Origin of the sequence: Pseudomonas sp. ES3-33, assembly GCF_000952175.1 — a bacterium.
Lineage (GTDB): Bacteria > Pseudomonadota > Gammaproteobacteria > Pseudomonadales > Pseudomonadaceae > Aquipseudomonas > Aquipseudomonas gregormendelii.
In genome coordinates this window covers 1-16,441 of sequence record NZ_JZRI01000059.1, presented here as the reverse complement: position 1 = coordinate 16,441, position 16,441 = coordinate 1, and the positions used below count along the sequence as shown (strand labels likewise).

Sequence of the window (16,441 nt, the reverse complement as noted above, 5' to 3'; positions counted from 1 at the left end):
GGCTTACCGGGTGGCAGGCCCTTTTTTAGGCAGTGCATCCGGGTCAGGCTAATGTTGGCTGGCAGCGGACCCGATTCAAACCAGCAGAATCTTGCCGTCCACCGGATCACCAATCTTCAGGAAATGCCCGCCCGCGACGTGATGCAAGGTGCGCAGCTCGTCGTGCCCTTCGAAGTGCCAGCGGCCATCGCTGAACACCCGCGCGTCAGCCTGGGCAGCTATGACTTCGGCGAGAAACAGATCGTATTGCTGGTGATTACCAGGCTCCGGCAACAGTCGACATTCCAGCCAGGCGACGCAGCCTTCGAGCATCGGCGCTGCCACCTGCTCGCCGCTGAATGTCTGCAGTGCATAGGCCTGGAACTTGTCCTGGCCCGGCGCCCGGGAGATTTCCAGCCCGGATGTAGAACCGACGGTCTGGACGATGTCGGCCTGGGCGGCGCAGGGCACGTTCAGCACGAAGGTCCCCGAAGCTTCCAGCAGGTGTCGGGTCCAGGTGGACTTATCCAGCACCACGGCAATTTTCGGCGGCTCGAAATCCAGTGGCATAGCCCAGGCCGCCGCCATGATATTGCGCTGGCCATCGTGGGCGGCGCTGACCAGTACGGTCGGCCCGTGATTGAGCAGGCGATAAGCCTTGTTCAAGGGTACGGGCCGGCGATGGGAAGCGTGCATGCTGTCTGCTCCAGGAGAAAACGCTGATTGTAGCGGGATACGGGTTAATCCTGCTCAGGTCGCCAGTTGACTGGCGAACTGTCCGACCGCGTCGACCACCCTCTGCGCGCCGTCCTGCGCGCACCGAAATACGCCGCGCTGGCGACCCCGACCACGCCCATCACTGCACTGAATATTACGCATATCCAGGGGCTCCAAGGCATTAGCCCGATCAGCAACAACGGCGTGATACTGGCCCATGCGGCGTAGGCGATGTTGTAGGTGAAGGAGATTCCCGATACACGAATATGCGCTGGGAACAGCCCGACCATCACCGACGGCACCGCACCCACCACGCCGCAACACAGACCGGCAATGGCATAAGCCAGGCCAATCCAGCTCCCGCCATTGATCAGGCAGCTATAGAGCACTGCAATGCCCACTGGCAGCAGCAGGCTATAGAGCATAACGGTACGCCAGGCGCCGATGCGATCCACCAGTAATCCGGCGAGCACGCAACCCACATTCAGGAACACGATGCCCAGGGCGCTGAGCCCGAAGGTGTAGCTGGCGCTCATACCGAAGGTTTTCTGCATCATGGTCGGGGTGATCACCACGAACACCACCACCGCCGAGGTCAGAACACAGGTCAGGATCATCGCCGGCAGCATGGCCAGGCGATGTTCGCGCAGGACCGTGCGCAATGGCAGCTCGACCGCCGCTTCGCGCTTGGCCTGCATCGCCATGAATACCGGGGTTTCGCTGAGCCAGCGGCGCAACCAGACTCCAATCACACCAAACACCCCGCCTAGCAGGAAGGGATAACGCCAGGCGTAATCGAGGATTTCCTCCGGGGTGAAGACCTGCGCCAGGAACGTCGCCGCCAGCGCGCCGATCAGGTAGCCGAAGGTCAGCCCGGCCTGCAGGAATCCCAACGCGTAACCGCGATGGCCGACCGGCGCGTGTTCGGCGACGAAGACCCAGGCGCTGGGCACCTCACCGCCTACCGCTGCGCCCTGCAGGATACGCAGGGCCAGCAACAGCAACGGCGCAAAATAACCGATCTGGGCGTAGGTCGGCATGATCCCGATGAGCAGGCAAGGCAACGCCATCATCAAGATGCTCAGGCTGAAGACCTTCTTGCGTCCCAGTCTGTCAGCAAAATGCGCCATCAGGATGCCGCCCAATGGGCGCGCCAGGTAACCGGTGACGAAGATCCCGAAGCTTTGCAGCAGGCGCATCCACTCCGGCATTTCCGGGGGGAAGAACAGTTGGCTGAGGGTCAGGGCGAAAAATACGAAAATAATGAAATCGTAGATTTCCAGCGCCCCGCCCAACGCGGCAAGGCCGAGGGTCTTGTAGTCCGAACGAGTGAACGGCGCCGGGCGCACATCGGTTTGGGCAGTCATGAAAAAACACTCTGGCACGGGCAAAAAATTCTAGGCGCCCATGGTCTACGCAAATCCGTCTGCGGACAACCCGTTAGACCAAAGTCCCAAAGCGGTAAAAGTTGGTCACAAAAAATACAGCGTTTGATTTACTGTTGGCACCTGTCCAGACGGGCCCACGAGGCCCTGAAGACCACAATAAACATAAAATTCGAGGTTCTCCCGTGGCCGCTGATATCGACGATAGCCGCTATGCCCGCTTTGCCCTGCGCTGCTCAAGCTTTGCCGAACGCTGGTTCCCCGACTCCTGGGTGTTTGCGGCACTGGCCGTGATCATCGTGGCCCTTGCCACCATGGCAATGGGCGCCAAGCCCACCGATGCCGCCATGGCCTTCGGCGATGGCTTCTGGAGCCTGATTCCGTTCACCATGCAGATGGCGTTTGTGGTGATCGGCGGTTATGTCGTCGCCAGCTCGCCACCGGCTGTGAAACTGATCGACCGATTGGCACGCATCCCGAAAAACGGCCGCTCCGCCGTCGCCTGGGTCGCGCTGATTTCCATGGTCGCGTCGTTGCTGAACTGGGGACTGTCCTTGGTATTTGGTGGCTTGCTGGTGCGTGCCCTCGCCCGCCGTACCGATCTGAAGATGGATTATCGTGCTGCCGGCGCCGCTGCTTACCTGGGGTTGGGTGCGGTCTGGGCCTTGGGTCTGTCGTCATCGGCGGCGCAATTGCAGGCCAACCCGGCCAGCCTGCCGCCGTCGATCCTGTCGATTACCGGGGTCATTCCCTTCACCGAAACCATTTTTCTCTGGCAGTCGGGCGTACTGCTGCTGGCGCTGATCATCATTTCTCTGATCATTGCCTACGCCACCGCCCCTGGCCCCAATACGGCCCGTGACGCAAAAGCCTGCGGCATCGACCCGAGTTTCAATCTGCCGCCACTGCAACCGCGCACCCGCCCTGGCGAGTGGCTGGAACACAGCCCGCTGCTGACCATCCTGCTGGTCCTGCTGGCGGCCGGCTGGTTGTTCCATGAATTCTCGACCAAGCCGGCGATCAGCGCGATCTCCGGGCTGAACACCTACAACTTCCTGTTCATCATGCTCGGCGCCCTGCTGCACTGGCGTCCGCGCAGCTTCCTCGATGCAGTCGCCCGAGCCGTGCCGACTACCACGGGAGTGCTGATCCAGTTTCCGTTGTATGGTTCGATCGCCGCACTGATGACCACCGTCAAGGGTACCGATGCGCAAACCCTGGCGCACCACATCTCGACCTTCTTCGTCAGCATCGCCTCCCACGACACCTACGCGCTGTTGATGGGTGTGTATTCGGCGATCCTCGGCTTCTTCATTCCGTCCGGCGGCGGCAAGTGGATCATCGAAGCACCCTATGTGATGCAGGTGGCCACCGACCTCAACTACCACCTGGGCTGGGCGGTGCAGATCTACAACGCCGCCGAAGCGTTACCTAACCTCATCAACCCCTTCTACATGCTGCCGCTGCTGGGCGTACTGGGATTGAAGGCCCGGGACCTGATCGGATTCTCGTTCGTGCAGTTGCTGGTGCACACGCCACTGGTGCTGTTTCTGCTGTGGGCGCTGGGCACGACGCTGACCTACACGCCGCCCGTGATGCCATAAATGTCGCTGGATGCACCTGTTCAAGCAGGTGCATCCAGAGTTGTTCGGTGGATTGTTCCTACCCCACGGTTCGCCATCTCCTGACACCATTACAGGCTGCAGCTGACATCGCACGCGCGATGGCTGCAGTAACCTTCGACAATTGCGCAATCACAGGCTTAAAAGGATCTGAGCATGTTCAAACGCACAGCACTTACCCTCGCGGCCCTCACCCTGGGTGCCGCCGCCCACGCCGATGTCGATCTGAAACTGGGCAGCACTGAACGCGTCACGCGTCTGTTCGCCTACCCCAACAACTGCGGCGTCGTGTGCTTTCGCAACTGGACGCTGGAGCAAACCGTCGAGCACTACCTGGGCCAAAGCGTGCAGCGCGATGGCTACGCCACGGCAAAGGTGCGGGTCAAAACCGATAACGATCAGCTTTACGCGCAAATCACCGGGGTGCCTGCCGGTTATCACAAACCACTGCAAGCCCTGCTCGACGCCGGAGACCTGGCCTGGTCCGGCGCAAACAGACTGAACGCTGACGGCAAGTGGGCGTACAACTGGTCACTGTTCCTGCCTTTGGGCATGGCGCTGAACAATCGTAAAAGTATCGAGCTGTTGCACTTTCCGCCGGACTATTCGCTGACCCAGGCCCAGGATTACCTGCGCTCGGCCACCACTGATCGTTGGGCCACGCTGCTAACCGCCAACGGCATCCCAGCCGCGCAAACACCCGCTTACCAGACCATCATCGACATCGCCCCGATTGCCGCACCCGCGACTGCGGGCAAGGACCTGGAGGGCGTTTACAATTATTTCACCGACTATCAGACCACCATGGTCAGGGAGCTCAGCCGCACTGCCAGCGGCGCGGCATTACCCATGATCGCGTTTGGCGCGCCGGTGCGCAGCTGGGTCAAGGCGCAATACGGCCCCACCGTCAGCGTGTTGGGGCTGGCGACGATAAGCCCAAATGCCGGGGTCAAAATACCCGTGTTGGGCGCCAATCACCCGAGCTACATCTGGTACGCGGCCAATCCAGCCGCCTATTCCGGCAAGGATGCCCAGGCCCAGGCTGACGCGGCAGGCCTGAAGGTGATGGGCCAGGATTTGAGCGCTGCGTGTTGGCAGGCCGGCATGGGCAGCGCCCCCGGCAGGGATCCGGCGACGCAATTGAAGAGCTGTACCCAGACCTGGCAAGTCACTCGCACGGAAAAAACCTGCGAACTGTTCTATACCTCGATTCGCAACCTGCCCCCGGCCCAGGCCGTCGCCAACTGTGCATCGGCACCGATCAGGTCCCAGCTCAGCCAGCTGAAAACTTCGGCGACCACGGTTGCACCGGGCCAGGGGCTGTAGACGCGAAAAGCGCTACAGCGGACGCAGACGGTACTGTGGCGGCAACTGCTCGAAGCCGCTGATGGTTGCGTTCAGGCTTTTCCAGCGACCGTCCTTGATGCCGTAGATGCAACCGTGAATCGAGAGTTTCTGTCCACGATGCCAGGCATTTTGCACAATGCTGGTGTGGCCGACGTTGGCCACTTGCTGGATCACGTTCAGCTCGCAGAGGCGGTCCACCTGCTCCTCTTCAGTTGGCAACAGCGCCAGCTCTTCGCGTTTTTCGTAATACAGGTCGCGAATCGAGCGCAGCCAGCCATCAATCAGGCCCAGCTGGCGGTCCTGCATCGATGCCCGTACGCCGCCGCAACCATAGTGGCCGGTCACCAGGATGTGCTTGACCTTGAGCACGTCCACCGCGTACTGAATCACCGACAGGCAGTTCAAGTCGGTATGCAGCACCACGTTCGCCACGTTGCGGTGGACGAACAGGTCGCCGGGCAGCATGCCAACGATTTCGTTCGCCGGCACCCGCGCATCGGAGCAACCGATCCACAGGTATTCGGGGGTCTGTTGGCGAGCCAGCTTGGAGAAGAAGTCCGGATCTTCCTGTTTGATCGCTTCAGCCCAGCGTTCGTTGTTATCAATCAGATCTTGTAATTCGTTCATGCTGTAGAGCCTCAAGAATGGTGCGCTTCTATGACAGACAACCACCCGTCGGGGTCACGCGATCGATGCAACTAAGGCAGGTGGAATTCTCGCCAGCCCTGTGGGTCCACCCTAGTAAGGCCCACAGTATGAGGAAATACCATGACTGATTCACGACGTCCTTTCGACGCGGCGCAACCCGAGCCCATCGATGACAACGAAGACCGCATGGGTTCAATGCATGAACTGGACTTTGACGAAGACGAATCCGGCGCCCGGATTGGCGACGAACTGCCGGACAACGAGCGCGAACAACGGATGCCGCCTGAGCGGGTGCGGGAGGCCGGCATGACGGGCGCCTCCACCAAAGACCACGAACCCACGGATGATGACATGAGCCCGGAAACGCTCATCCTCGAAGACGGCGCAAGGGATGCCCTGGAAGCAGGCGAAGAAGGTCAGGCAGACTGGGACTTGAGCATTGTCGATGAAGATGACATCGGCGGAGGCAATGGCCTGGATGAAGCGGAACTGGCGCAGCGTGATCCGCTGGACGGGAATCGCTGACCTACCCGATTGACGGAATTCTCCCGTGTAGGAGCTGCCGCAGGCTGCGATCTTTTGATCCTGGTGTGGATAAAATCAAAAGATCGCAGCCTTCGGCAGCTCCTACGGGGTATCTGTGTTCAATCCACCAGTGTGCAGGCCATGACCACCGCATCTTCCCGGCCGCCAACCGCCGGATAATAGTCCCGGCGCCGCCCTATCTCGTTGAACCCGTACCGCTCATACAAGCGAAACGCCGAACGATTGCTGTCCCTTACTTCCAGGAAGCACTCCCGTGCCTCGGCCTTGTAGGCAATCGACATCAGGTGCTCCAGTAACGTCAGGCCCAGGCCACGGCCCTGGTTCTCCGGTTTGACCGTAATGTTCAACAGGTGCGCTTCATCAAGAATGATCTGTACCACGCCGTGGCCGACCTGTTGCTGCCCTTCGAACATCAGCCAGATCTGGTACTTGCCGAGCCCATCAAGAAAAATCCCGCGGGTCCACGGATGGCTGTAAGCCGCGTATTCGATCTTCAGTACAGCGTCCAGGTCCGCCTCGATCATGGGGCGAAACGATACAGCGTCACTCATTTGATTCTTTCCAGCGCGCCATCAGCCGACGCATGGCTTGCCAGACATCAGCCTTACGCTGTGGCTCTTCCATTAATAATTCCAGGCCCGGCAGGGCCCAGACCGAGCCCAGGCCTTCGACCTGGAGTTCACGGTTGAACGATTCGGCGTTTTCCTCGCCAGCGAAACGTACCGCCGGCAGACCGATCAGCCATACGCAGACGCACGGTGCATCTTCCAGTCGGGCCGAGAGGAAACCCTGCACGAAGTCACGAGCGGCTTCCGGGCCTTGATCCATGGTGCCCCGGGCCAGCAGCGGCCAGCGCACGGGGTCACCGACTATCTGTGGGCTGTCCGGCAGGCCGGCGGCGCGCAGCATGTCCTTGAGCAGCAGATAGGCAGGGTCGCGGGTTTGAAAGGTTTCACCTGTGGGTAACTCGACCAGCAGCAGGCAGCGACCGGCGCGCAGCAACTGCAGGGCGAAACGCGGCGGCGGCACTACTGGTGGCTTGACCACGACTGGCGCGGCCACTTCTTCGATTTTTGCATCCGTGCGGGTGCTGGCCAGCGAAGGCCGAGGCACCTCGATCTTCACCCGCTCGGCGGGCTTGGCCTGCGGCTGCACGGGCGCCTCAGCCACAGCGGCCGTTGCTATCGGAGCGACGACCACGGGTTGCGGTGTCTCCAGCAGCTCGGGCCGCGACGGCGCGGCGAAGGGCAATTCGGTGCGCGGCAGCCAGTTGACCACCTGCATGGCGGTCAAATAAGCGCGGCGACGGGACTCGATAAGCAAAGGTCGGCCACTTGTGGATAACTAAAGTGCGTGGATTCTACCGCCCTTCTCGCAAGATCGCCCGCGCTTGATCGACAGAAAGCCGACTGTCCGTCCCGAGAGTTAATCGCAATGGGCGCGATGCAGTACAATCGCTGCTTTTATCGCCAACCAGCCGGCCATTCCGATGATCGAACCCAAGCGCGTCTTGCGCGCCCTCGCTGAACACTGGGCACTTCTGGAGCCACTGTGCGAGCACTTCGACCAGGGCACGTTGAGCCTCAACGAACTGCGCACGCAATTGGGCGCCCAGCAACTGGACAGCACGCCGCAGGACATCACCAGCCTGCTGGATGTGTGGATTCGCCTCGACATCCTGGTGCCTGTGGCAAAAAGCCCGAACCGTTTCGAGCTCAATGCGCAGATTCACGACTTCCTCGCCTACTTGCGCCGTGAGCACCGCCTGGGTCTGTGTCTGGAAATCGAAGCCTACTTGCGCCACCTCGAGCGCCTGGCCGGTTACATCCAGGATGCGTTCGACATCCGCGACGGCCACGACCTCGCACGTCAATTGCGCCTGCTGGACATGCGCGTACGGGACGTTTTGAAGAAACTTGCCAACGACGAACAGGCTCTTGTGGCCGTCGCCGAGCGCGCCAAGACCAGCGACCGGCAGATTCCCCTGCGCCAGCGTTACGCCGAAGTGCTGGCGACCTGGGACGAATACGTCGAGCCGATGATCCAGCTGGTCAATGCCGACGGTGCTTTCGAGCAAGGCGTACGCAAGGTCGAGAATGTCCTGCTGAAGATGCTCACCGAACAGCAACGGCTGGGCCACCTGGTCGACGACGACATGCTGCTGCGCACCCATGCGCGCATCCTCGAAATGCAGACCAGCGCCCAGTTGACCCTGCGCCACGCCCGCGAACTGCTCCTGCCGTTGCGTGAAGAGGCCCGTCGGCACAATGCCGTGACCCGTGGCGCGGCGCTGGCCTTGTCGGCTATCCGGCGCAAAGGCCTGGACGCGGTCCCCCAAGCGGCCATGCCAATGTTCACCCGCCCGCAAAGCACCTTCCTTGGCAGCGCCAGCCAGGTCGAAGCGTACGTGTATGCACTGGCCCGTTTCGAGCCGAAACCGGCGCGTTTCCCCAAGGCTCACAAAACCCAGAAAGGCGAAGCCCCGCGTGCGCCACGTACCGTTCGCGAAATGCTTGAACGCTGCGAAGACGCCCTGCCGATGCCGGACCTGATGGCCTGGCTGCTGGAACAGGAGCCAGACGGCGCCACCGACGAGTTGCTGTACTGGTTCTCGCGCCTGTCACGGGAAAAACGTTTCCAGCGCGAGCGTCTCGAACGCCGCGACTACCACACTCATGAGCACCAGGTCAGCCTGCGCTCCTTCGCCCTGCTCTCGGCCCGCGACAGCGCCGCCGAGGATTCCGCGAGCATCCCACATGCATCTTGATCTATCCGAACTGTCCCAGCTGGCACCGATATTCCGCGAGCTGTTCAAGGGCTACCACGTCAGCCGCCGTGATCCGGAGCTGTACGCGCAACTGTCGAACTTCCAGGACCAGTACCGCACGCTGTTCAAGGCATTGGGGTTCGAGCTGGTCTGCGATACCCGCGGCTTCTATTACTTCGTGCCGGACCTCGCCGCCGCTGCGGTGAACAAGACCGCCCAGCGCCTGGCGCTGTTTACTTTCATTCTGGTCGAGCATCTGGCGGATCAGGGGCGGGACCCGATCGCCGTGCTTGACGGAGGCAGCCTGGGTCGCGATGAATTGCCGTCGCTACTGGAAAAGTACCGCGACCTGTTTATCCAGGCCGAAGTGCAAACTGTCGAAGAGCTCGAAGAAAAAATCATGCGCCGCATGACCCAACTCGGTTTCGCCGGCGAAGAAAACGGCGTCTATCGCTTCCTGCCGCCGATGCACCGCTTCCTCGATGTCTGCCTGTCGGTGCAGCAGGACCGCGACCTGGCGGCCAGTCTGCACAGCGTGTTGCCGCTGCCGGTTCCATTGCTGATCGATGACGACAGCGATGAAAAGCTGCTGCAAACCGATGATCCACTGGATCTGACTGACTTCGAAGAAGAAAGCGAAGAAGACGCCATGGCGCGCGCCATTGCCGAAGAACAGGAGACCGACGCATGAGCAAGGAACGCTACGGCATTCGCCGCTTCGCCCTTTTGAATACCGCCGGCTACAGCCTCGGTCTGTTCCCGCTGGAAGAGCCGCTGTCGGTTTACGGCGCGAACAACCTCGGCAAATCCGCCTCGATCAACGCGCTCCAGTTCCCGATCCTGGCGCGCATGTCGGACATGAGTTTCGGCAAGTACAGCCTGGAACAATCCCGGCGCTTCTACTTCGCCTCGGACACCAGTTACATCCTCGTTGAAGTGTCCCTGCCACATGGCCCGCACGTGATCGGCGTGGTGGGTCGCGGCCCGGGCGGTGGTTTTGGTCACCAGTTCTTTGCCTACGCCGGCAAACTGGACCTGGCGCACTACCAGAAGAACGACACCTGCCTGCGTCAGAAAGAGCTGTTCACCAACCTTGAGCGCGAGGGCCTGAAAGCCTACGAACTCAAGCCGGATGAATTGCGTCGTTTGCTGGTGGGCGGTCACACATCGATTCCGCTGGACCTGACCCTGATTCCACTGCGCTCCACCAGCGAACAAAGCCTGAAGACGTTCCGCGCGCTGTTCATCAACCTGTTGCACATGCGCGAAATCACCGCGGCCAAGCTCAAGCAGCTGTTCCTCGATGCGTTCGAACACAGTCTGCGCTCCGGCAGCGTGGACTACATCGCGGCGTGCGAAGAAGCGTTCCGCGATGTGCGCCGCATGGAGCAGGATTACAATTCGCTGGTCACGGCCGGCCCGCTGGTCGAAGCCCTTGCGGCCGGCGTGACCCAGCGCAATATCCTGCGCGGCAAACTGCACCGCATCTCGCCGCTGCTCGACTCGTTACTGGGCACCTGGTCGGACTATGCCAGTGCGCGCAAGGAAGAGCTGACCATCCAGGCCGAGCACTACCGCAACGAACAGGACGCATTGCAAAACGATCAGCGCGGCGGCACTCAGGAGTTGATGCGCCTGGAACGGGAAATTTCCGGCATCCAGCGCTGGCTGGGGGAATTGTCGGTACTGAAGAATCGCTTTGCCCTGGTCGATGACGTCAAGGTCCTGGAACAGCAACTGCTGGCGGCCAAGGATGCGCACGACGAACTGGCCGGTGCGCTGGCCCAGTCCCGCCAATTCAGCGCCGAAGACCTCGAAGAGCGTCTGCGCGACCTGGAAAAACGCCTGAAGTCGGTCAAGCAGCAGCTCGATCATGCCGACAACAACAGCTACGCCCGACTGCGCGAAGAGTTCTCGCAACAGGACGTCGAGCGCTTGATGCGCCTGTTCAACAGTGCCCTGTTCAGCCTGCCACTGGGTGAACACGGTATTGCGCTGGATGAGGACGGACAGTGGGTCAAGTCCATGGAGCTGATTCTGGACAGCTTCAAGGGCGAGCGATTCGAAGTGCCTGGCTTGTCCATCGATATGTCGCACATCGAGCCGCCGGCCCTGCAAGCCCTGGCTGACCGCGCCGCATTGCGCGACCAGAAAGAGCGCCTGGAAAAAGAACTCAAGCAACTCAAAACTCAAGCTGCCGTGGCCGCCGACCGCGCGGCGAGCAAGACCCAGACCGAAGCGTTGTACCAGCAAGTGCTGGACGCGCAAAAGGCGCTGGAGGATTTCCGTCGCTCGCAAACCCTGAGCGCCGAAGAAGGCGACAAGCTGGAACAGCTGGCCCAGATGGAAGCCGCGCAGGACGAATTAAAACGCTCCAGCGATGCATTCACCGAGCGAGTCCAGCAACTGTCGGCCAAGCTGCAACTGGTAGGGCGGCAGATCGGCGACATGGAAGCCAAGCAGCGCACGCTCGACGACGCCTTGCGCCGCCGCCAACTGCTGCCGGCAGACCTGCCGTTCGGTACGCCGTTCATGGACCCGATCGACGATTCCATGGACAACCTGCTGCCGCTGCTCAATGACTACCAGGACAGCTGGCAGGGACTGTTGCGCAGCGATGGACAGATCGATGCACTCTACGCCCAGGTGCGTCTCAAGGGTGTTGCCAAGTTCGACAGCGAAGACGACATGGAGCGGCGCCTGCAACTGCTGATCAATGCCTACGCGCATCGCACCGACGAAGCGCTGACCTTGGGCAAGGCCCGCCGCGCCGCGGTCACTGACATCGCGCGGACACTGCGCAATATCCGCAGCGACTACGACAGCCTTGAGCATCAACTGGCCCTGTTCAACCGCGAGATCAACAAACGCCAGGTGTCCAACCTGCAGAGCTTCCGCATCGTGCTAGCGCCGAACAAGGAAGCTTTGAAACACATTGACCAGATCATCCACAGTGCCGGCCAGTACGAAGAAGGTGAAACCCTCTCGGTATTCGACCTCAGCCAGAGCGCCGATCAGGACAACAGGAACGAGGAGGCCAAGGAGTATCTGGCACGCCTGGTTGCTGCCAACCACAACCAGTTGGGCCTCAAGGACCTGTTTGAACTGGCATTCGAGATCACCAAGGTCAACGGCCAGCCCGTCATCCACACCGACATCGATGGTGCTGCGTCCAACGGCACCACCATGACCATCAAGGCGCTGACCAACATGTACCTGTTGTTGCACTTGATGGACCGCGACCAGGCTGGCCGGGTGCGCTTGCCCTACTACCTCGACGAAGCGGCGGACATCGACGAGAAAAACCAGGCAGCCTTGCTGGAAACCAGCCTGCAACTGGGTTTCGTGCCGATTCTGGCGAGTGTCAAACCGCAGGTTTGCGCCAGCGTCGCCATTGACCTGGAAGGCGGCAGCGGACCGAACGGGATTTACATCGACGAGGCGGACTGGAAATACATTCGCCGTCACGATGAAGTGAAGCCTGTGGTCAATGTGGCAGCCGATGAACCGGAGCTGGATGCGGTCTGAATTTGCCTGATCCAAACAAAAGGCCGCGATCCAATGGACCGCGGCCTTTTTTGTCCAAGCTGCTTGGGGAATGCGAGGGCCTGCTCGCGATGACGGCAGCACCGCCGCCGATAATTATTTACCGATCGCGATCTTCGGCGCCCAGGTCAGCCATTCATCTTCGAACTTATCAAATAAAGGGAATGTCTGTTCCGCTCGCGCAGGGTTACCCATGCGCTCGCCATCCGGGGTGGCGAACGCGATGCCACCCTGAATCAGGGTTTCCAGAGACTCGGTGCGCATCGTCGCTCCCTTGAACAGTCCATAGTCGAATCCGAAACCGCTGGAGTTCCAGAACCGCGTACCGCTGCGCACCAACGGCGCGTACTTGGGTTCAATCAGGATGTGGATCAGCACGCGATCCGCTGTCTGCCCCAACTCGTACCCCGTCACCTTGCCTACCGTCACTTCCCGGTAGGTGACCGGCACGCCGATCTTCAACGAGCCCCGACGAGCCGCGCTCAACACCAGGCTCAAGCCAGGCTCCACCTTGGCTATTTCTGGCGGGCTGGACAAGGCCACGAAACTCTTCTGCGGCCCCTGGCTCTTCAGCGCGGGTTGCACTTCGATATATTGACCGGTTACCAGGGTTTCCAGGTTCGCGGTCTTGATCAGACCCAACTCCGGCTTGACCACCCAGAATTGACTGCCGACCCGGGCAATACGCTCCGGCACTTCGGTAATTCGCGCGGTGAGCACCACGGACTGCAGGTCATCGGTGAGATCAACGTCCTCGATCTTGCCGACATCCAGCCCCTTGAACCGCACAGGAGTGCCGGTGCGCAAACCGTCGGCGCGGTCGACCTTGATGGTGACCAGGGTGCCTTTCTGGTTGGCCTCGTCGTGGCTGGGGAACAGGCGGAACCGAGGGATACGCTTCTGCAACGGCGCCTTGGCTTGCGGGGTCTCAAAAGCAATACCACCGGCCATCAGGCTTTGCAGTGACTCGCTCTTGACCTGGATGCCACCCGTCAGCCCACCCGTGAGGGTGACGCCACTCGCATTCCAGAATCGGCTGGAGGCATTGACCAGGCCTTCATATTCCTTCTCGATGTGAACGCCAATCACCAGCTGTTTACGGGTCTTGGAGAATTGATAGCTCTGGACCGAACCGACCTTCACCTGCTTGTAGAGAATCGGGCTGCCCACTTCCAGCGAGCCGAGGTTCTCGGTGAACAGGACCAGGTGCAGCCCGGGTGAGCGCAGGTCCAGAGGCGGAGCCTTGGGTCTTGCGACAAATTCACGCTGCGGCGCCGCCCCCTTGTCGCCGGGGCGTATGGCGATGTAGTTACCCTTCACCAGCGCTTCCAGACCCGTGATGCCAGCGAGGGAAATCGAGGGTTTGACCACCCAGAACTGAGTGCCATCGACCAGATAATCCTCGGCCAGCGGGTCAAGGGTCAGCTCGGCAGTGGCCGCCGTCAGGTCAGGATCGACCTTGAGCGCCTTCAGGTTGCCGACCTGTATCCCTTTGTACATGACCGGCGTACGACCGGCCTGCAAACCTTCGAAATCACTGAGCTTGACCTTGATACGGATACCGGCTGCGGCAGCGTCGAAATCTTCATAGAGCCGGAACGGCAGGCTCGGATCGGTTGCCGGGCTGTCCTTGCGGTTTTCCGGGGTCGCAAAGGCAATACCGCCTGCAACGATGCTGGCCAGGGATTCGCTGCGCACCTTCACGCCGGAAAGATTGGCGTCGATGCTGATGCCGCTGGCGTTCCAGAAACGGGTATGTTTACGCACCAGATTGGCGTAAGTAGGCTCAATGAAGACCTTGAGCTCAACAGTGCTTTGATCTTCAGACAACAGGTAGCTTTTCACCTGGCCGACCTTGATCTGCTTGTAGAACACCGGGCTGCCGCGGTTGAGCGAACCCAGTCGGTCGGCCTTGATGGTCAGGTGCAGGCCGGGCTTGGCGTCGGATAACGGTGGCTCTTCGGCAAGCGCCTTGAACTTGCGAGTGGGCTCGCCTTCGCCCGGGCTGATCGCGACATAGTTACCCGAAACCAGGGTCTCCAGGCCGGTAATACCAGCCAGGGTGACGCTTGGCTTGACCAGCCAGAAGCGGGTGCTGGTGCGCAGGTATTGCTCGACATCCTTGTTCATCTCGACGGTGGCGATCACGCCTTTGGAGGCGCCTTCGTCGTCGAGTTTAAGGGTCTTGACCTTGCCCACCGACATGCCTTTGTAGACGACTTCGGTCTTGTTGGCCTGAATGCCTTCACCACTTTCGAACCGCACCTGAACCTCGATGCCGGTCTCGTTATAGGCTCGCCAGCCGAGCCAGCCGCCGATGATCAGGGCGATCAGGGGTAACACCCAGATAGCCGACCAGTTCGAGGCCGGTCGGGTTTTAGCTGTTGGCAAATCAGTCATGGTCGTCGTCCGACTCCGTGTTATCCCAAATCAGTCGGGGATCGAAAGTAACTGCAGCAAGCATCGTCAGAATCACCACACTGGCGAACGCAATGGCACCAAGATTGGCTTCGACGCTGGCAAGCCGTCCGAAATTCACGACCGCCACGAGAATGGCGATCACAAAGATATCGAGCATCGACCAGCGGCCAATGAATTCAATAAAGCGGTACATCAGAATGCGCTGGCGGGCCGACAGCGGCTGGTGGCGTTGTACCGAGAACAACAGCAATGCAATGCCTACCAGTTTGAAGGTCGGCACGACGATGCTGGCAATGAACACCACGGCTGCAATGGGGATCATGCCGTGCTGAACCAGCTGGATCACCCCGGACATGATGGTGCTGGGATCGCCCTGCCCCAGGGAGGTAACCGTCATGATGGGCAATATATTGGCCGGGATGTACAAAATCGCAGCAGTAATCAGTAGCGCCCAGGTTCGCACCAGGCTGTTCGGACGGCGCTCATGGACCAACGCACCACATCGAGTACAGACCTGCTCGTCGGTGTCAGCGTCCTGCCTGTTCAACTCATGGCATTCGGTGCAAATCAGAATGCCTGCATCAATCGCCCGCATGGGCATCCTCTCCTGATAGAGCCTGCCAGATCTGGTGGGGCGACATCACCACTTCCAGCCAGACCTGAACCAACAACAAACTGATGAAACATGCCAAACCGAGTCCGACGGTAATCGCTGCCATATCTGCCAGCTTCACGATCGCAACCAGGACGCCCATGAGATAGACCTCAAGCATGCCCCAGTCGCGCAAATGGTGATAAATGCGATATAGCAACAAACCGTAACTGCGGCCGACGTCAAAGCGGATGCTCAGCAATACCGCCAGCTGGCACAGCAACTTGAGCAGCGGGATGGCCATGCTGCACAGGAACACGACGACCGACACACCTTGCATGCCGGTGTCGAACAACCCCACAACACCGCTCCAGACAGTGTCTTGCGACGATTGTCCGAGTAGATTGAGCTCCATGATGGGTAAAAAGTTCGCCGGGATAAACAACAGAAGAGCGGCGATCACCAGGGCGAGACTGCGTTGCACGACGTTATGCCGGTGCGCGTAGAGTTCATAGCCACAACGAGGACACAGCGCTTTCTCGCCATGGGCGAGCTGCGGCTTGCGCATCAGCAGGTCGCACTCATGACAGGCTACCAAGTCTTCCAGCGGTAATTCTGACAGCCCGGGGGCGTCAACCGAATCTGGCATAAAGGCGCTGGCTCCGAAATAGTTGGACCTATTCTAGTGTCCTGAACTGAAAATAACTGTGCCTATTTGTGCTGCAAATAGTTGCTTTTGTTCCAGACAAAAACAAAACCCCTACCTGCATACGCAGATAGGGGTTTCGGAATTTAATCTTGACGATGACCTACTCTCACATGGGGAAACCCCACACTACCATCGGCGATGCATCGTTTCACTGCTGAGTTC

The 16,441-nt window shown here is 60.2% G+C and carries 14 protein-coding genes and 1 rRNA gene; 6 read left to right on the top strand and 9 right to left on the bottom strand.

The annotated features are described in order from the left end of the window. Positions 1 to 75: 75 nt before the first annotated feature. A complete protein-coding gene (locus UB23_RS10260) occupies positions 76 to 675 on the bottom strand; it encodes a flavin reductase family protein (protein ID WP_045059212.1) in 600 nt (199 codons plus the stop codon). 44 nt (positions 676 to 719) lie between these two features. After that, positions 720 to 2,063, bottom strand: a complete 1,344-nt coding sequence (locus UB23_RS10255; RefSeq protein WP_045059211.1) for an MFS transporter — start codon at positions 2,061 to 2,063, stop codon at positions 720 to 722. A gap of 203 nt (positions 2,064 to 2,266) precedes the next feature. Between UB23_RS10255 and UB23_RS10250 the strand changes: the two genes are divergently transcribed. Both UB23_RS10250 and UB23_RS10245 read left to right on the top strand, forming a co-directional pair. Beyond that, the gene (locus UB23_RS10250) at positions 2,267 to 3,685 is read left to right on the top strand and encodes a short-chain fatty acid transporter (protein ID WP_045059210.1); all 1,419 of its coding nucleotides are present in this window, start codon (positions 2,267 to 2,269) and stop codon (positions 3,683 to 3,685) included. Positions 3,686 to 3,859: 174 nt separating this feature from the next. Next, positions 3,860 to 5,029, top strand: a complete 1,170-nt coding sequence (locus UB23_RS10245; RefSeq protein WP_045059209.1) for a hypothetical protein — start codon at positions 3,860 to 3,862, stop codon at positions 5,027 to 5,029. 12 nt (positions 5,030 to 5,041) lie between these two features. On the opposite strand, the gene can is transcribed toward UB23_RS10245, so the two are convergent. Beyond that, positions 5,042 to 5,677: a carbonate dehydratase gene (gene can / locus UB23_RS10240; RefSeq protein WP_045059208.1), complete on the bottom strand. Its 636-nt coding sequence runs from the start codon at positions 5,675 to 5,677 to the stop codon at positions 5,042 to 5,044. Positions 5,678 to 5,818: 141 nt separating this feature from the next. Here can and UB23_RS10235 point away from each other — a divergent pair, with 141 nt between their 5' ends. Further along, positions 5,819 to 6,223 (top strand): hypothetical protein, encoded by a 405-nt coding sequence (locus UB23_RS10235; protein ID WP_045059207.1) that lies wholly within the window; start codon positions 5,819 to 5,821, stop codon positions 6,221 to 6,223. 119 nt (positions 6,224 to 6,342) lie between these two features. Here the strand turns inward: UB23_RS10235 and rimI are convergent, their stop codons facing one another. Next, the gene (rimI, locus tag UB23_RS10230; protein WP_007942632.1) at positions 6,343 to 6,795 is read right to left on the bottom strand and encodes a ribosomal protein S18-alanine N-acetyltransferase; all 453 of its coding nucleotides are present in this window, start codon (positions 6,793 to 6,795) and stop codon (positions 6,343 to 6,345) included. Next, positions 6,788 to 7,528: a hypothetical protein gene (locus tag UB23_RS10225; protein ID WP_045059206.1), complete on the bottom strand. Its 741-nt coding sequence runs from the start codon at positions 7,526 to 7,528 to the stop codon at positions 6,788 to 6,790. Before UB23_RS10225 ends, rimI begins: the two co-directional genes overlap by 8 nt. Positions 7,529 to 7,733: 205 nt before the next feature. Between UB23_RS10225 and mksB the strand changes: the two genes are divergently transcribed. The 3 genes from mksB to mksF are packed head-to-tail and all read left to right on the top strand — an operon-like array spanning position 7,734 to position 12,539. Then, positions 7,734 to 9,011, top strand: a complete 1,278-nt coding sequence (mksB, locus tag UB23_RS10220; protein WP_045059205.1) for an Mks condensin complex protein MksB — start codon at positions 7,734 to 7,736, stop codon at positions 9,009 to 9,011. Next, the gene (gene mksE / locus UB23_RS10215) at positions 9,001 to 9,702 is read left to right on the top strand and encodes an Mks condensin complex protein MksE (RefSeq protein WP_045059204.1); all 702 of its coding nucleotides are present in this window, start codon (positions 9,001 to 9,003) and stop codon (positions 9,700 to 9,702) included. Before mksB ends, mksE begins: the two co-directional genes overlap by 11 nt. Beyond that, positions 9,699 to 12,539, top strand: a complete 2,841-nt coding sequence (gene mksF / locus UB23_RS10210) for an Mks condensin complex protein MksF (RefSeq protein WP_045059203.1) — start codon at positions 9,699 to 9,701, stop codon at positions 12,537 to 12,539. The genes mksE and mksF overlap by 4 nt, the downstream gene beginning before the upstream one ends. 114 nt (positions 12,540 to 12,653) lie before the next feature. Here the strand turns inward: mksF and UB23_RS10205 are convergent, their stop codons facing one another. From UB23_RS10205 to rrf, 4 genes are all read right to left on the bottom strand, one after another. Then, positions 12,654 to 14,957 carry a PqiB family protein gene (locus UB23_RS10205; protein ID WP_045059202.1) on the bottom strand — a complete coding sequence of 768 codons (2,304 nt, stop codon included), beginning with the start codon at positions 14,955 to 14,957 and terminating at the stop codon, positions 12,654 to 12,656. After that, positions 14,950 to 15,573 (bottom strand): paraquat-inducible protein A, encoded by a 624-nt coding sequence (locus UB23_RS10200; RefSeq protein WP_045059201.1) that lies wholly within the window; start codon positions 15,571 to 15,573, stop codon positions 14,950 to 14,952. Before UB23_RS10200 ends, UB23_RS10205 begins: the two co-directional genes overlap by 8 nt. Further along, complete coding sequence (locus UB23_RS10195; protein ID WP_045059200.1) at positions 15,560 to 16,219, bottom strand: paraquat-inducible protein A; 660 nt, start codon at positions 16,217 to 16,219, stop codon at positions 15,560 to 15,562. The genes UB23_RS10200 and UB23_RS10195 overlap by 14 nt, the downstream gene beginning before the upstream one ends. 147 nt (positions 16,220 to 16,366) lie before the next feature. Further along, positions 16,367 to 16,441: ribosomal RNA gene (rrf, locus tag UB23_RS30710) — 5S ribosomal RNA — on the bottom strand; the annotation flags it as partial.

Excerpts from the sequence above, each read along its gene's own strand:
- UB23_RS10260 (WP_045059212.1), bottom strand. The coding sequence starts at position 675 with ATGCACGCTTCCCATCGCCGGCCCGTACCCTTGAACAAGGCTTATCGC.
- UB23_RS10255 (WP_045059211.1), bottom strand. The coding sequence starts at position 2,063 with ATGACTGCCCAAACCGATGTGCGCCCGGCGCCGTTCACTCGTTCGGAC.
- UB23_RS10245 (WP_045059209.1), top strand. The coding sequence starts at position 3,860 with ATGTTCAAACGCACAGCACTTACCCTCGCGGCCCTCACCCTGGGTGCC.
- can (WP_045059208.1), bottom strand. The coding sequence starts at position 5,677 with ATGAACGAATTACAAGATCTGATTGATAACAACGAACGCTGGGCTGAA.
- UB23_RS10235 (WP_045059207.1), top strand. The coding sequence starts at position 5,819 with ATGACTGATTCACGACGTCCTTTCGACGCGGCGCAACCCGAGCCCATC.
- rimI (WP_007942632.1), bottom strand. The coding sequence starts at position 6,795 with ATGAGTGACGCTGTATCGTTTCGCCCCATGATCGAGGCGGACCTGGAC.
- UB23_RS10225 (WP_045059206.1), bottom strand. The coding sequence starts at position 7,528 with ATGCAGGTGGTCAACTGGCTGCCGCGCACCGAATTGCCCTTCGCCGCG.
- mksB (WP_045059205.1), top strand. The coding sequence starts at position 7,734 with ATGATCGAACCCAAGCGCGTCTTGCGCGCCCTCGCTGAACACTGGGCA.
- mksE (WP_045059204.1), top strand. The coding sequence starts at position 9,001 with ATGCATCTTGATCTATCCGAACTGTCCCAGCTGGCACCGATATTCCGC.
- mksF (WP_045059203.1), top strand. The coding sequence starts at position 9,699 with ATGAGCAAGGAACGCTACGGCATTCGCCGCTTCGCCCTTTTGAATACC.
- UB23_RS10205 (WP_045059202.1), bottom strand. The coding sequence starts at position 14,957 with ATGACTGATTTGCCAACAGCTAAAACCCGACCGGCCTCGAACTGGTCG.
- UB23_RS10200 (WP_045059201.1), bottom strand. The coding sequence starts at position 15,573 with ATGCGGGCGATTGATGCAGGCATTCTGATTTGCACCGAATGCCATGAG.
- UB23_RS10195 (WP_045059200.1), bottom strand. The coding sequence starts at position 16,219 with ATGCCAGATTCGGTTGACGCCCCCGGGCTGTCAGAATTACCGCTGGAA.